General features: G+C 45.4%; 13 protein-coding genes and 1 pseudogene. 2 read left to right on the plus strand and 12 right to left on the minus strand.

The window, feature by feature from the left end:
* Positions 1–40: 40 nt before the first annotated feature.
* From AYR61_RS01740 to dltC, 3 genes are read right to left on the minus strand one after another with little or no spacing between them, the layout of a single operon-like run.
* Positions 41–1,405: a class A beta-lactamase-related serine hydrolase gene (locus tag AYR61_RS01740; RefSeq protein ID WP_225356502.1), complete on the minus strand. Its 1,365-nt coding sequence runs from the start codon at positions 1,403–1,405 to the stop codon at positions 41–43.
* Positions 1,402–2,691 carry a D-alanyl-lipoteichoic acid biosynthesis protein DltD gene (dltD, locus tag AYR61_RS01745; RefSeq protein WP_065901326.1) on the minus strand — a complete coding sequence of 430 codons (1,290 nt, stop codon included), beginning with the start codon at positions 2,689–2,691 and terminating at the stop codon, positions 1,402–1,404. The genes AYR61_RS01740 and dltD overlap by 4 nt, the downstream gene beginning before the upstream one ends.
* Entirely contained in the window at positions 2,688–2,924 is a 237-nt protein-coding gene (dltC, locus tag AYR61_RS01750) for a D-alanine--poly(phosphoribitol) ligase subunit DltC (protein ID WP_054710833.1), read from the minus strand. The genes dltD and dltC overlap by 4 nt, the downstream gene beginning before the upstream one ends.
* Before the next feature lie 680 nt (positions 2,925–3,604).
* Here dltC and AYR61_RS01755 point away from each other — a divergent pair.
* Positions 3,605–4,850 (plus strand): annotated as a pseudogene (locus AYR61_RS01755) (IS256 family transposase).
* Between the two features lie 128 nt (positions 4,851–4,978).
* Here the strand turns inward: AYR61_RS01755 and AYR61_RS01760 are convergent.
* The 4 genes from AYR61_RS01760 to AYR61_RS01775 form a co-directional block, all read right to left on the minus strand.
* Positions 4,979–5,782, minus strand: a complete 804-nt coding sequence (locus AYR61_RS01760) for a DUF1828 domain-containing protein (RefSeq protein ID WP_065901328.1) — start codon at positions 5,780–5,782, stop codon at positions 4,979–4,981.
* 24 nt (positions 5,783–5,806) lie between these two features.
* A complete protein-coding gene (locus AYR61_RS01765) occupies positions 5,807–6,286 on the minus strand; it encodes a DUF6978 family protein (RefSeq protein WP_054710857.1) in 480 nt (159 codons plus the stop codon).
* Positions 6,287–6,401: 115 nt separating this feature from the next.
* Positions 6,402–7,133, minus strand: coding sequence for a hypothetical protein (locus AYR61_RS01770; RefSeq protein ID WP_156770449.1), 732 nt, complete (start codon positions 7,131–7,133; stop codon positions 6,402–6,404).
* Between the two features lie 46 nt (positions 7,134–7,179).
* Positions 7,180–7,929 (minus strand): hypothetical protein, encoded by a 750-nt coding sequence (locus AYR61_RS01775; RefSeq protein ID WP_056987153.1) that lies wholly within the window; start codon positions 7,927–7,929, stop codon positions 7,180–7,182.
* Positions 7,930–8,412: 483 nt separating this feature from the next.
* Between AYR61_RS01775 and AYR61_RS01780 the strand changes: the two genes are divergently transcribed.
* Positions 8,413–9,195, plus strand: a complete 783-nt coding sequence (locus AYR61_RS01780; RefSeq protein ID WP_056987152.1) for a hypothetical protein — start codon at positions 8,413–8,415, stop codon at positions 9,193–9,195.
* A gap of 46 nt (positions 9,196–9,241) precedes the next feature.
* On the opposite strand, the gene AYR61_RS01785 is transcribed toward AYR61_RS01780, so the two are convergent.
* The 5 genes from AYR61_RS01785 to AYR61_RS01805 all read right to left on the minus strand — a co-directional run bounded on the left by AYR61_RS01785 (position 9,242) and on the right by AYR61_RS01805 (position 14,330).
* A complete protein-coding gene (locus AYR61_RS01785; RefSeq protein WP_056987151.1) occupies positions 9,242–9,715 on the minus strand; it encodes a sigma-70 family RNA polymerase sigma factor in 474 nt (157 codons plus the stop codon).
* Between the two features lie 349 nt (positions 9,716–10,064).
* Positions 10,065–10,586: a hypothetical protein gene (locus tag AYR61_RS01790; RefSeq protein WP_054710874.1), complete on the minus strand. Its 522-nt coding sequence runs from the start codon at positions 10,584–10,586 to the stop codon at positions 10,065–10,067.
* Positions 10,586–11,791, minus strand: coding sequence for an AAA family ATPase (locus tag AYR61_RS01795; protein ID WP_065901334.1), 1,206 nt, complete (start codon positions 11,789–11,791; stop codon positions 10,586–10,588). The genes AYR61_RS01790 and AYR61_RS01795 overlap by 1 nt, the downstream gene beginning before the upstream one ends.
* Before the next feature lie 164 nt (positions 11,792–11,955).
* Positions 11,956–12,849, minus strand: coding sequence for a LysR family transcriptional regulator (locus AYR61_RS01800; protein ID WP_054710878.1), 894 nt, complete (start codon positions 12,847–12,849; stop codon positions 11,956–11,958).
* A gap of 77 nt (positions 12,850–12,926) precedes the next feature.
* A complete protein-coding gene (locus AYR61_RS01805; RefSeq protein ID WP_065901336.1) occupies positions 12,927–14,330 on the minus strand; it encodes a DASS family sodium-coupled anion symporter in 1,404 nt (467 codons plus the stop codon).
* Between the last annotated feature and the right edge of the window lie 350 nt (positions 14,331–14,680).

Consider the following 14,680-nt stretch of genomic DNA (forward strand, 5'->3'; position numbering starts at 1 on the left):
TCCGTTGAGGTAGCCTTACATCTACCAGTTCCCCCTTAGTTTAGTAGTACGTTGCCACCTGATACAACTGATCAGCAAAGGCCTTTTGCGCCACGCCATCTTTGACTGGTGTCTGGTTGCTAAAGACAACGGCTGAATGGTAATTTCCTGTCGTGGCGTAGTAACCAGTATGGTAGCCAAACCCATCAAACGACCCGTTGTTAAACTTCACCCCGCTTCGAGTGACGTAGAAGCCGCCCGAGTAGGTGCTGCCATAACTCAGTAGCTGATGGTACTGGGTCTGACTGAGCACTTTACCGTTCTGTAGGCCTAGAATAAAGGCCATGTAGTCGGTCGGTGTCGTCAAAATATTACCGGCGCCCGGAATCGCAGAGATTGTTGGGTAGTTGATCATTTGCGGTTTCGTATACTGGGTCTTGCCGCTTAGCGTGTATGAAGTGGCGACGGTACCCGTTAAGGTCGGCACCGTTTGGTTAACGATAAACGTGTGGGTCATCCCGGTCGGCTTTAAGATCCGTGACGTCACATTACTGCTGTACGACTGGCCAGTCACCTTAGAGATGATGCCAGCCAACAACACCAAGTTGTCGTCCGAGTAGTTAAAACTGGTCGAGTTGCTGACCTTCAACGTTTTGATGGCCAACGCAATCGCCTGTGACTCGGTCGGATCCGTCTTTGGATGCTGTTCAACATCGCTGATACCCGAAGTCATCGACAGCATCTGTTTGATCGTGATGTGGTTACTGTTTTTGACCTGCGGATAGTACTTGGACAACGGCGTGTTCGCCGACAATTTGCCAGCACTGATCAGCTGCTGGATGATGGCCCCCGTCATCGCTTTTTGCAGCGATGCCAGCGGGTACAGCACGTTACCAGTACTGCTGTTCGCAAGTCCCTTGGCCTTGTTGGCATACCCCGTGTTCACAACGGTCGGCGTCTTCTCCCCCGCGGAAATTAACGCTACCGACCCAACGAAGCCGTACTGCGTCATAGTGCCCTTAGCGACCTGTGAGAAACTGACCGCCTTGATGCCATGGACGTTCATCCAGCCAAGCGTTTTGCTGTAATACCGCAATTTGACGTAAGTCCCAGTCTTAGTCGTTTTCGTTTGCATGACCCGCACATAGTCGTTCTTGTACAAACTGCCATTCGCGTCACGCGTCTGGGTAGACTTGCTAGTGTAGTAGGGACCGGCAGTATAGAGTGCGTAGCCGCCCTTCCCCACTTGGTTCACCACCTGCGCGTCATAGTGGCGATTACTCGTGGAAGTGACCTTGTTATAGACGTTGCTGGCTTTCATATCGTAGACGTGATACACGCCAAACGCGCCGGCCAGTAACACACCACCTAAAAAAAGCAGCGGTGCCTTCCACCTGTGAGACTGTCTTTCATTAATTGTTGTCACCTTCTCGCTGCAATTTTTGGATCAGCATCCTGTTGCCAGTGTTTGCTGTAAAATTGCGGGTTAATATGGTAGTGCGGTTGCGATACCGATTTTGTCAAGAAGGGATCGATTGCCCGGTCCATTTTCAACCACCCGCGCCAGCCAGGATGAATCGTATCCGTCATGAGATACGGCACGTGACTGTCATTCGTGAGGTCGTCAATGTGGGTGAACCCCTGTGACCGCAATTGATACGTAATTTTTCGGTCAAACTGCTGCAGCATCGGCTCCGACAAGCCGGTGTAGTTTTGCCAGCGGCTGTTGATCGGCGGAATAATGAAGAGCACCTTGGTGTGGTCCTTCGCAAACTGGTTGAGGACTAACTGAAAATCGCTGTACTCTGGCGATTTCAAATAACTCAAATGCTTCTGGAACCCACGCAGGCCCTTGACATGCCGCTTCAACTTTTGATTCCAGAATTGGTTACTGATATGAAACGGATTGTTATTCGTCTGCGACTGACCGATCTTCCCTGCTAACTGATCAAGCTTTTGATAGTTATAGACACTTGGCAACTGCCGCGCATCCTTGGCAATCAGACGTTCATTATGAGTGCCATCATGCGTATCCGCTTGAAATTGCGAGAAGACCTCATCTTCATTTAACAACAGCCGATTGCGATACTTAATGTAGACCATCTGCATCGCAGTCGGTCGTTTACCAGCCGCAATTCTCGTCAACGCGGCAGCGATGATCTTGTCAGACCGCCCAGAAGGCATGTCCAGCAACCGAGTTGCCGCATAACGGTCCATCCGCGAACCCGTTTCACGCTGCAGCCAACTGGTGGTCTGCAAGGGTGAGTAGTAGAACGAAAACGCGTTTGGATCTTCCCCCGGCTTCACAAACCACTGGGGTGACACGAAAAAGACAACTTTTTTGCCCTTAACCTGCTGATTGATCGACTGCAGGTTAAAGAACTGGGTCAACGACTGTGTTCCTCGCGCTCCCATGAGGAACGGCCGGTAAGACCGATGATATTTTTGCGCCAAGACAGACGGGTGAAATGGATCAAAGCGTGACCATTCCGACGACCCCATAAAAGCAACGTAACCGTGGGCAAGCGCACTGCTCTTGATCAAACGTCCCTTCAGTACCATGGGTGAAATGGCGGTGGCCGCGCTACGATCCACACGCGAACTGACGTGGTCATCCTTAAGCCAAAATGGAGATAGAAAGATGGCAAATAACAAAATGACCGCCGTGATCACTGGCCCAAAAATGAGAAACAAGCGTTTTTTAACGCTCATTGAGCCGCTTCAGCCTTCGCAATAATTTTAGCTGGAGTGTCCCATTCGGAGCGGTTAAATTCAGACACCGGTGCATCCACGCCTAATTGATCCTGCAGCGCCAACAGCAACTGCACGGTTCCCATTGAATCGATCAACGCCTCATCAAAAAGATTCGTCTCCAACTGGTTCGAAAAATCCTCCCCTGTCAAATCATTTAAAATTTGCAATACTGTTTCCTTTACGTTATCCATACTCTTCAACTCCCAATTTTTTAGTTATGTTTAAGGCAATGATGGTACTGTAATGCTTAATCGCTTTACTATTACCGCTGCGTTGCGCCGCTCGGCCCTGCAGGCTGTAGTCAGAGTGTGGAGCAAGCCGGTTAACTCCCGGAGTGTAAGGCGACTAACCGGAAATTCCGGTTTTGAATTTCTGGCATAGTCGTCTTACACAGTAGGGAGTTGGCTTGCGGAACACGTTTCCACCATGTAAACAAGAAATTCAAGGATCTCCTCCGTCTCCCGTGTTTGTAGGCGAGGAAAAGACCCTCGCCAACAAACACCGACACTACTGCCTGCAATGCCGACCGGCTCCACTCCGCTACTGTTGATGTTGCAGACGACTAGGACAGATGAAACATCATGATGCTACCTTGTAAATCGACAATTAAATGTTACTTTCAATTTGAGCCACGAACGTTTAAAGCATTGCTATCAATGTGTTTTAAGCAGTCGATGGCACTTAATGGGCGAGGTTTTCGGCCATTTAGTGCCATGCGAGACGATGGAGATCCATTCGAGAGCTGCGCAGCAGAAATCGAATTAGCTTCATCGCGAGCCACCACACGGAGTGCCAAATTGCGGAGGGTTATGTCCGTATAATTGGTGTAAATTCTAAATAGGACTTTGTGAAATCTGAAAGGAACTTCATTATGCCAAAAGTTGAATTAAATTTAGAGGATGACGAATTAAAGGAGCTATTACTAGGTGATCGGGATAAGGCCATGCAATCAATTATGGCCAAGATCCTTGATGAAATTCTTAAGTCCGAAGCGACTGAGCAGATTAAAGCTAAGGCTTATGAACGTTCGGATGAGCGAACCAATTCACGGAATGGTTATCGGGTTCGTCAGCTTACCACACGAGTAGGAACACTTGAACTACACGTTCCTAAACTCCGTCATGGCAATTTTTCAACACAGCTGTTCAAACGCTACCAGCGTAGTGAGCAGGCCTTTGATTTGGCATTAACGGAATTAATTCATGACCTATATAATGGAAATGGTAATCCAAGGTGTTTCAACACGTAAAGTAGCTGAGATTACTAAGAAGTTATGTGGGACAACCTTTTCTAAAAGTACGGTCTCGGCTTTATGCAATAATTTGGACGACCAAGTGCTGGATTTTAACCGACGTCCCCTTACGCAAAAGTATGCTTTTGTGTATGCCGATGCAATTTTATTTAAGGTACACCGTGGTCACGTTGTGACAAGTAATAGCTTACTCGTTGCGATTGGAATCGACCCTAGCGGTCGTCGAGAAGTGCTCGGTTTTGATATCGGTGATAGTGAATCAAAAGCTGCATGGATGGACTTCTTTAGTGAACTTAAACAGCGGGGCCTTACCAACGTTGATATGTTTGTTTCAGACGCTCATTGTGGCTTAAAGGATGCAATCACTACGCAATTTCAGGGTAGCCTTTGGCAGAGATGTCAATTTCATTTTAGTAATGACTGTACAAGTATTCTGGCACTCAAGGATCGTAAAGAAGTTGCTAACCGACTCAAAGATTTATTTAATGCTCCAACGTACGACCAAGCGGTTGAACGGCGTGACCAATTGGTTAAAGATTGGCAGACCGAGTTCCCTAAGGTGGTGAAGAAATTAGAAAATAGTTTTGACGAATTAATGGTGATTTACCAGCTCCCAGAGGAGCTAAGGAAGCGTCTCCGGACGAATAATACAATTGAGCGGGTTAATCAAGAAATCCGTCGTCGTGACCGTGTAATCCGGATATTCCCGAATGATCTAAGCGTCTTGCGACTAATGGGAGCACTACTGATTGAACAGAATGAAAAATGGGCTGCTGGTCCACGGTACTTAAACATGACCGTTTACCACGGGATTGAAAAAGATGACAATTCAGAAGAAGCCGGTATGCTTAAGCTTGTGAAATGATAAATTCGCGGAATTTAATTTACACCAACATTTTGGACTTAACCTTAAATTGGAGAGAACTGTGGTGGCAATCATTAATATTACAATGTACTTTTTTCTTCAAAGCCTCGTCATTCACTTCTTGTTTTTTAAGCTTTTATAGCCAATTTTTGTAAAACGTGCTCTTTGTCGTTAAAGGGTACTACATCGATTTTATGTGCGGAAAGGCTTTGTGCAAACACAAGCTGTTCCTCAGGAATGTCTGGCACGATAATACTCAGTGGTACATTCTCCTGATTATGGCTTGTCCGATAATTAATTGTATCTGCCCATATTCCTATCAGTTGTTCAACCAGTGATTTTGATAAGCTATTATACACATTAACAAACTTTCGCTCCGTCACTGTACGATTAAAAATAAAATCAATGTTGTATTTTAACTTTGTTTGCCCTTGCATTGACATTCCACGAAGGACACTATAATTTTTATTTTGAACAGTGAAATACGTATTTACATCATCTAAGAACACACTCCGAGTATTTTTACGGCTTAAGTAAATAAGATCTGAAACTTGAATAAGTGTCTGTGTAAGATCATTAATCGTCTGTGGAACATCCTGACGTGTAGCGTGGCCAACAATAGCACCATTGGTCTCTAACCGGGCATTGTTTTTCATTAAAATGGCTTCAAGATTTTTATACCGATGTGATTTTTTATCTGTTAAATCAACCCCATGCATTTTGAGATTCCATAACGTATATCCCTGATCAGAAATTGTATAAATATCATTGGAGAGGACAATGAGTAATGAAATACTGTCACCAAACGGATCTGTGAATGGCGTGTTCACTCTTAATTCCGTGTCACTCACCATCTTGAATTCGTGACTTTTTTTAATAAATGACAGCCAATCTCTTGCAATGCTGTCCATTTGCGTAACTAGCTTGTTCATAAAACGCCTCTCCTTTCCAAAGGACTATAACGCCAAATGTGACTTAATTGTGATAGTAATCCTGTTTTGCTTATGCGTATTGGTATAATTCAAGAGTTCTTTCAAAGCAATCAAAAAGTCATCAGTATCCTGTATGCCGTCAAATGGAAGTGAATGTGCTTTAATATGCGTAAATGAATCATTCTTTTTATAAAATTCGTCTTCAGAAAAAATTTCTACTCGGTGTCCCCAAACCTTACCATCTGAATTATTGTGAAACCTTGAATCCAAATTTATTCGAACTAAGGTGAGTTTGGTTTTAGCATCCATCAAATTTATATGACTGTTGTCCGTCGCATAAATGTAATTAAGCTGGAAAAGTCGCTGCACTCCCCCCTCCTTTGATTCTAACATGAACTCTCCCTTTTCGTTTTCAGATAGATCATTGACATGGTCTTTTAGAACATTTTTAAGCACTTTGATAAAATCTTGGGCCTGAGCGTCATTTAATTGAAGCTTTTTCATATTGTTAATTTCCCTTCATGATAAGCTTTCTACGTTTACACATCGATTATGAGTATATAATAGGTAAATTCTACTAAATTTGTAATTAAAAGTATGTCGAATCATAGGATATTAATTACACTTCAGGCATCCGCGAGTAATCCCCCACCTCAATCTCCCGCAACCCCAACCGCAGAAAAACAACATCCACCACTCGGTCAACCAACGAAACCACCCGCCGTGCCCAGCGTAACTGAACGGCTTTGCGCACACGGGATTCCGCATCCGGCCCCAGTACCGCACTTTTCCCCAAAACATCCCGACTAGGCAACAACGCTCGGCCATACCCTTGCAAATAACTCACCAACCGCCGGCAGTTCAGCACCCGTCGTTTGATCCGCCGCTCCGACACTGACCATAGCAGCGGCACGCTGCCCAGCCGCGTCAGCATCGTCCCATCCGGGCGGTAGTCCCAATTCATCTCTGCCGGTTGCCAGTTCACCCAGGAGTGGTTGCTGGCCGCCTCCTGGTCGACTGGCAGCAGGCACAGATCACTTGCGACATACGCGACGTTGCGGTGAATCCCCAGCACCGGTGCCATCACCTGGCGGAGCATTGCATCGTAGTGTGGCCGACCCTGCTGGTGCAGGATGCGCAAAATGCTGGCAGGACTGTTTTTGAGTTTAAATACCCGGTTATCCTGCATGATGACGATGGTGCGGTACGGCTGAACGGCCGCGTCCCACTGATCAGAAATGTTCACGAGGGCGAAACAGCCCGCCCAATCCACCGTTGTCGGATTGGTCTCTACGGCCACCACGTCGCTGGCCTGCAAGCCATCAATTGCGAGGTAGCCGGTATCCCGCACATGGCGGTAATAGGCATCGGTGACGCCGCTTAATAAAAGGTGTTCGTTAGGCACTTAACCGGTCCTTTCTGTCGACTTGAAGGGCGCGCACTGCAGTGGCTGGATCAACGGCTAGGCCGTACTTGCGGTTGAGTTGTGCAATCTGCCGGGCGGTCATGGTCTGCGTCAGCGCGGCAACGTCGAGCTGGTCTTCTGGCTCACCAGCTGGGACCAACTGTGAGACCAATGCCAAATGATATCGTGCCACCAGCGAACCGTGGTGCCGGCGTTTATCGAAGCGCTTCTGGGACAACGGCCATAGTTGCGGAACACCCCGCCAGTGGGCAACCGTCATCGTTTGATTGTCAAACGCAAGGTCGTGGTCGTCATGCAGCCAGCGCAACCAGGACCTATTGTGGCCGTCGAGTTCAGTCATCGGAAGTAGCCAGAAGTCACCGCAGATATATGGCGCTAATTTATGAATGCCGAGTACCGGACAAACGTCATGTTTGAGGTGTACGTAGTCTTCAGGGAACACGTCACTCAACTGATGCAGGAGTTGGTTGATGGACGGTCGAAGCGCATAGATGTTGTTGTCCAAGGTGACGACTGCCGTCCGATACGGTTCTCGTGGGTCGTTGATGTTGATCAAAGCGGAGACGTTTTGGAAGTCAATCGTTTGGCAGTCTATGCGTTTATCAGTGATTTGGTCCAAGGTTATCCTTGCAATATCCAGGTAGCCTTGCTGGCGTACCTGCTTCTGGGCGGTTGGGGTGAGTCCCTTTAACGTTAAGGGACACGGGAACGGCATTGGCATTCATTGCTCCTTATCATGGCCTGCTGGACGTGTCTATACCAAATTTGTTGGGTAAACGGTAACATGATCTTCAAACAAGTGTAAACCCCTGTTGCACGACTGACAGGTGTCTATGAAATGCGCGTGTTCAGGTGAGTAATTGGGTGTAAGGTGCTAACGTTCTAATCCCGCACTTACCTGCTATTGATTTAATGGACACGCGTTCCATTTTATACATAGTGCTAATTGTTTCTATTATTATTGAGTGATAATTGACGACTTTTTCAGCAAAACGTGGTAATCTGTCGGCGGATATGGATTTTGGGGATTTGGGAGTTGTTGTGGTGTGTTTCTGGGTTTTATTTTGTTAATTCCTTTTTTGATACAACTCCTTGTTACCTTTGACTTCTTTCTCTGTTACATTGCGGAAACGCGTTTCGGAAGGCAGAGGGCTACTGCATAAGCCCTCTAACTGCCTTCCTCCACGCTCTGGAGGAAAAATCCATGCAAATCCTAACCGGCGTCAGCGACACCTTCAACAAAGACGTCAATCGCCGACGCTACCTCGACATTACGACGCTGTCCCTCAGCAAGGTCACTGGGCGGCGGTCGTTTAGCCTGACTAAGGCCGGCTGGCAGAACGTCATTGCGCTCATCGATGTCAGCCACACTGATAGTGACCTCAACACCATTGTGATCAATCGAAACAATATCATTTTTGCGATTACTTCAACTGTTGACCAACTTATTCAGCAGCTGCAAAACACCTTTCCGTTTGACTATGTTACCAGCATCAAGCACGGCATCGGGCCGGAACTCGACCTGGAAGATCCGCCGCCATACGTCGCTGGCGACTTCTGGATCAGTCCCTACCCCGGCAAGGAACCGGGTGAACAAAACTGGTTAGTCTGGGCACCGTGGGACATGACCTGGGCATATAAGGGCAACCAAGCCTTTCTCAGGACTGCCGACAGCGTGACGCTGCTGTGGCCTGCTTCGCGGGAGCTTATCGACCAGCAGATGCGCGCCATGTACTACCTGACGCAGTATAACGACCGATTGGCAAAGGCACTGACGACGAGTCATAAGGAACGTGCTAAAACACGCTGGGTCAAGCTGGATATGCCCGCGATTCCTGAAATTCAAACCAATGTCCGTCACCGTTATGTGGATGAGGTGTTGTTTCAGTTATCAGGTCATTATCCAAGCCAGGCCGACTTTAACCGGTTTGTGACCCGGTTGGAAACAGATACGGATGAACGGTTGAATGATGATTCGGAACCCTAGTATGTTGAAAAGGCCTGAGCAACTATGCTCAGGCCTTTTTGTTAGTTTAAACGCGTAACTGTTTCAACTTCTCACGCACTTTCCGCCGCCACTGATACACTGTCTGCCGAGAAACGCCGTGCTTTTCAGCAATCTCAGTTGGTGTCATCTGGTGGACGACCGCATCAATGAGATATTGGCGTTCCGTGCCGACACACCGTGCTAACCAGCCATCCAGCAACGACCGGTCAACAATATCCGTTTCCGTCGTCAGCAACGCCAGCTCTTCCCCCACTTGTTCCCAGTCGGGCGCATCATCCGTCACGTTGTCGTGTTTCTGCAGCCGCATCCGCTCGTTCAACGACCGCCGATACAGCGCCACGTGCGCATACGCCAAGAATGACTTCGGCTCCGACCACGGATTACCCGCATACTTCTGGAAGATCTCAGAGAACCACAGCCAGCAGTCCTGCACATAGTCGTCATACGCGTCATCGCTGGGACGCATGCCCAGTTTCTTCAACGCGGAATGGATAATCAACACATGATCTCCGGTTGCTAAAAATTCAAATGCTGTTCATGTTTTGTGATCATACTATGAACCCCTTTTTTATGGAGATCCACAGGCGCCTATGGTCACGTGTAACTGTACCAAGGGCGGTGGCAAATAAAAACGCAGGATAATGGTATGCCTGTCTGAGAATAAAATTAGACGTTCTCATGAAATAATGCTGAATAAAAGTAAAAAGCGCTTAGCCGTCATCGATTGGTGGGGCTGAGCGCTTCTCATTTTGTTGGTATTATGAAAATCGTTTTCAGTGATATTGCCCGAATGGACAAGTTATCGGTCTGTGGTGAAAAAAGATATCTTCTGTTTACAAAATCTTATATCAGGCTTTAAACCGCTGATCAATCAAATCATACAATCCAATATATCCTTGTGGGAAAGTCGTAATCTGATTATATTTTCGAAGACAATCCCGCAAGTTGAATGCAGTCCAATATGTCTCGTTAAATGCCCGACTTTTAATATTTTTTCCTTTAAACAAGGTTTTTGCATAATCACTAGGTTTAATATCATGTAGTCGTTCGAAATCTTCAAGCTGACCCTCACTGATAATCAGTAACATCTCAATCTCTGGCTTCGTAATCACGTTGTGAATACTCACCTTTTCTTGATAGGGTTTGGGCAATTTGAACTTTTCAGTTTTAGAATCAAGAATCCGATAAACAATTACTTTTTCTTCAAAACTATGATTCAAATGTTGATGTGCAAATCTCGAACCATTTCGAATACGCAATACTTTATTATCAATCAGGTCATCAACCGAAAAGATCAATAAGCCAGCTGCTAACAATTTGGATAAAATCACTTCTTCTGCGGTTCCCTCACAAAGGCAAGCAACGATCATTACCGACTGTCCTCCTGGATAGCACTGGATTTTGAGGTAATCTCTTTAGCAAATTTTCGAATCTGCATATAGGCTTGGTAGGATGGTGCCGTGCCACCCAGAACGTCACTTTCGTAAATATCACTTTTCTTAGCATCGTCACGAGTGATTTGGCTGTTAAATCTTTCCAGAGAAATTTTGTCAGTCTTTCTCAAAGAAATGTAAATATCATCATTCCTGTCAAACTCATCAAGAATTTGTGGATAATGTGTCGTAAAAATCAGGGTTGCTCCATGCTTGTTGATACTTGGATCTGAAAATAGTGAAATCACTGTCTGGACAATAGCTCGGTGGAAATGGTTCTCGATTTCGTCCACCACCAAATAACTACCGGAGTTTAACGCTAGGAAGACATCGTTAAACAAATTCATACCTTTAATGGTTCCAGCTGATACATATTTAAAGATGTCAATCGTATTTGCAAAGTGAACATCCGGACTGTTTTTAAATTTCACTTCAAATAACAGACTGTCATCTTTTTGAGGATCAGTCAGCGTTGACCGGACATAGTCAATACTCGGATCCAAATAACTCATGATGCCAGATTGCAGTTTAGCATCACGAGAAATTAAGGGTGATGATAGTAGGTTCATATTATTATAACCGCTAAAATCATAGAGTTCTCGTCTATGCGTCAATTGGTGTGTCGTTATTTTCCTGAAATAAGTATTATCATCCGGCAATAACGACTCAGTTGGACGCCTGTCAGTATGGTTGCTCTCAGCGTCAAAATCAAAAAGATTCTTTTTATTTGTTTTTGCAGTGCATTGTTTTGAATCAATAACTTCATCAGAGAAAAATAACCAACCATCGCTCTTTTTTTCAATCGTTGAGACAACGCGATAGATTTTTTGCTCACTTTCTTCGAAAAAACCGAGTTCAAACACTAATACTTCGCCAATGATTGCGTCTCTATAATGTGAATGATTCATTGGCATATTATTCACAAAAACATCGTAGACAAACATGATAATGTTTAATGCCATTGTCTTCCCAGATGCATTCTTCCCTGCCAAAGCAATCACATTATTTTTATAGATTCTGTTAAAAATCTGTTGCACACTATCGCTATTTAAGTCGGTCACATTTTGCTCAGTCATAAAATTGAATTCAAATGTTTTATCGAATAATCTAAGACCATTTACTTTCAACTGTAGGATTTCCATAGCTGTCCTCCTAATATAAACGGATATTCCGTTTATATTATACCACGACAACAATTTAAAGATGATGAAACAGCTCTATAGCAAAGCCTCAATGATTTCTCGTTAAAAAAGAAAACCCAACCTTCCTGTTTTTTGGAAGATTGGGGTTTTTGTAACGATTCTCACTAGTCCTCGTCCGTCCGAGCAATCCGCTTCAACAGCTCAATGCACTGTTGCTGATTCTGATTCGGCAAAAACGACTTCCGCACAGCCAGCTGCATGTAACAGTGAATCCGGTCTTTCTCTTGCAATGGAATCTTAACCACATTTTCGTCTAAATAAACGGACCCATCGATCACAAAACCAACGCCAAGGTTCAACGCTACCATCTTTTCTACTAGTTGATTCGTATCCGGCTCATAGAGAATCTTCGGTCGGAACTTCCCAACCCGACAAAAGGCATCCAGCGCTTTTCTTGGTAAGGTGTGCTTTGGTCGCACCAGCATTGAGACATCCTTCAGATCTTCGGGTGAAATCACTTCCTGCCGACTCAAAAGGTTGCGTTTATTAACCAGCACACAAAGCTGATGTTTCTCTAACTCCGAGACGCGCAGATCAGCCGATTTCTCAGGGTCAATACTCGAAAATACCGCCGCATCCAACTTCCCATCACGCAGTTCAGTCAGTAGTTTTTCAGAATTAGCCATCTCAGTTGTGACCTGATCAAGCAAGTTGTTTTTCGTAAAGAGTTCAACAACTCGTGGCAGCCAAATGCCACCCGCGATGTTTGAGAAACCCAGCCGAACTTGACCTTCGCTGGCATGCTGGACTTCCAGTTTAACCTGGTCGTACTCGGTGATCATCTTGCGGGCTTTGATATAAAGCACCCCACCAGCAGCCGTTGTCACCAGCTTTGCACGATGATTCCGCTGACGCAACAACGGCGTCTCATATTCCTTCTCCAGGCGCTTCACCGCAGCGGAAACTGCTGGCTGCGTGATCTGAAATTTTTCAGCCGTTGCCGTGTAACTGCCACTTTCAACGAGATCACAGAAATAGTTTAAATCACGGTTATTCATGTCCGGGCTCCTTCATCGTTTTCCATTATTATAACCCATGAAAAAAGCCTCGTACCCAAAAGTACGAGACCTATGCATTACCATAATCCAATCGCTTTAGTCCATAACAGACCGCCGCCAAGCCAAACAACGTTGAAAATGACCCCAATGATGGCACTCAATTTCCACCAGTCGCCGCTCTTCACGTAACCAGTGCTAGAAAGCAACGCAGCGGGACCTGCAGAATATGGCGTCGTTGACAGGTAGATCGACCCACAAAAGGCGAGCATCAATGCCGCCAAAGTATGAGGGACACCCACGCCAATGGCGACTGATAAGAAGCCAGCATATAATGCGGAAATCTGCGTCGACACACTTGGGAACAGGTAGTGCAGGTAGAAATATGCTAAGAATAAAATAATCAAGACCCATAGCCAATTCATCCCGCTCAGCATGTTACCCAAAGTCTTCGAGAACCATGGAAAGAAGCCAAGTGTCATCAACTTCTGCGACATCATCATGACAACTGACAACCAAACCAGAATGTTCCAGGCAAATGATTCACCCAAAAGATCTTTCGTGTCCAAAACGCCAGTGATCAATAAAATAACGACCGCGATAAAACTTACTTCGGTAGCATCGACGCCGACCAACCAAAGAATAATGGCTAAAGCAAAGGTACATAACATGATTTTTTCGCTGATCGTTGTTTTACCGATCTCACTGAGCTTCTTATCTGCCCATTCGTGCGCGTTAGGGGTTTCCTTAACTTCGGGCGGATAGATTTTGTACAGCACATACGGAATAATTAATAAACAAAGGACGCCAGGCACGACGGAGGCTTCGAACCACTGCATCCATGAAATCGTGATGCCCTGGGTCTTCGCAAGACCAAGAGCAACCATGTTGCCGGCTAACCCTGTCAGGAACAACCCGGAAGTCACGTTGTTCACTTCGTATTCATTGAAAATCAAAAACGATCCAAGGCGGCGTTCAGTTCCCTTTTCAGGATCGGACCCCATTTCCTTTGATAGATTATCGATCAAAGGGTACATCAGCCCGTTCACACGAACATTGTTACTAGGAATCCCAATCGCTAACACCGCTTCAACGGCCGAGAGCGCATAGGCTAGTCCCAGTGTTTTCTTCCCGAAGGACCTCACGAATAGGTAAGCGATTCGCTTCCCTAATCCAGACTTGATAAAACCAGCTGCCATGAACATACACATGGCAACCATCCAAGCTGTTGAGTTCCCAAAACCGGCCGCGACTTCATCCATGGTGAAGATTCCTGTGACTGTCGCTACCGTAATGCCAATCAAGGTCGTTGCCATCATTGGCAACGGCTTAGTAATACAGGCAATGATTGTTGCGATAAAGATTGCAAATAAGTGCCAGGCTGCTACGTTAATATCAACCGGCTTCACCGGCGTCAGCGACCAAATCCCGATTCCAAAGATCAACGGGAGAATAAAGCCTTTCCATTTGACTGGACTTAACATCAGATACCGTCTCCTATCTCTAAAACACGCTAGTCAGAACTCCAAAAGTTTGAACAGCATTTCACATACGTATACACAACGATGCGCGCGTCTTTTTGAATTTCCAGAATGTATCATAACTTAAACCGTTAGTCTGTCAATTTTATTTTTAGCTGCTGAGCTACTTTGATTTTATGGAATTAGATGTAACCGTTGTCATTGCTATGTTTAAGACGATTATATTTTTAAAATCATTTTCAATTTCATCAATAGTTCAACGTTGTTTTACGTACAACTTACTATTTTTCCATAAATTAATTTAATCATTCTAAAAATATTAATTGTCAACCATACTCATTTTTTCACTATCT

Origin of the sequence: Secundilactobacillus paracollinoides, assembly GCF_001702155.1 — a bacterium.
Classification (GTDB): domain Bacteria; phylum Bacillota; class Bacilli; order Lactobacillales; family Lactobacillaceae; genus Secundilactobacillus; species Secundilactobacillus paracollinoides.

What these genes read in the sequence shown, in the direction of transcription:
- dltD (WP_065901326.1), bottom strand. Translation starts at nt 2,691, where the DNA reads ATGAGCGTTAAAAAACGCTTGTTTCTCATTTTTGGGCCAGTGATCACG.
- dltC (WP_054710833.1), bottom strand. Translation starts at nt 2,924, where the DNA reads ATGGATAACGTAAAGGAAACAGTATTGCAAATTTTAAATGATTTGACA.
- AYR61_RS01760 (WP_065901328.1), bottom strand. Translation starts at nt 5,782, where the DNA reads ATGAACAAGCTAGTTACGCAAATGGACAGCATTGCAAGAGATTGGCTG.
- AYR61_RS01765 (WP_054710857.1), bottom strand. Translation starts at nt 6,286, where the DNA reads ATGAAAAAGCTTCAATTAAATGACGCTCAGGCCCAAGATTTTATCAAA.
- AYR61_RS01775 (WP_056987153.1), bottom strand. Translation starts at nt 7,929, where the DNA reads ATGCCAATGCCGTTCCCGTGTCCCTTAACGTTAAAGGGACTCACCCCA.
- AYR61_RS01780 (WP_056987152.1), top strand. Translation starts at nt 8,413, where the DNA reads ATGCAAATCCTAACCGGCGTCAGCGACACCTTCAACAAAGACGTCAAT.
- AYR61_RS01790 (WP_054710874.1), bottom strand. Translation starts at nt 10,586, where the DNA reads ATGATCGTTGCTTGCCTTTGTGAGGGAACCGCAGAAGAAGTGATTTTA.
- AYR61_RS01795 (WP_065901334.1), bottom strand. Translation starts at nt 11,791, where the DNA reads ATGGAAATCCTACAGTTGAAAGTAAATGGTCTTAGATTATTCGATAAA.
- AYR61_RS01800 (WP_054710878.1), bottom strand. Translation starts at nt 12,849, where the DNA reads ATGAATAACCGTGATTTAAACTATTTCTGTGATCTCGTTGAAAGTGGC.
- AYR61_RS01805 (WP_065901336.1), bottom strand. Translation starts at nt 14,330, where the DNA reads ATGTTAAGTCCAGTCAAATGGAAAGGCTTTATTCTCCCGTTGATCTTT.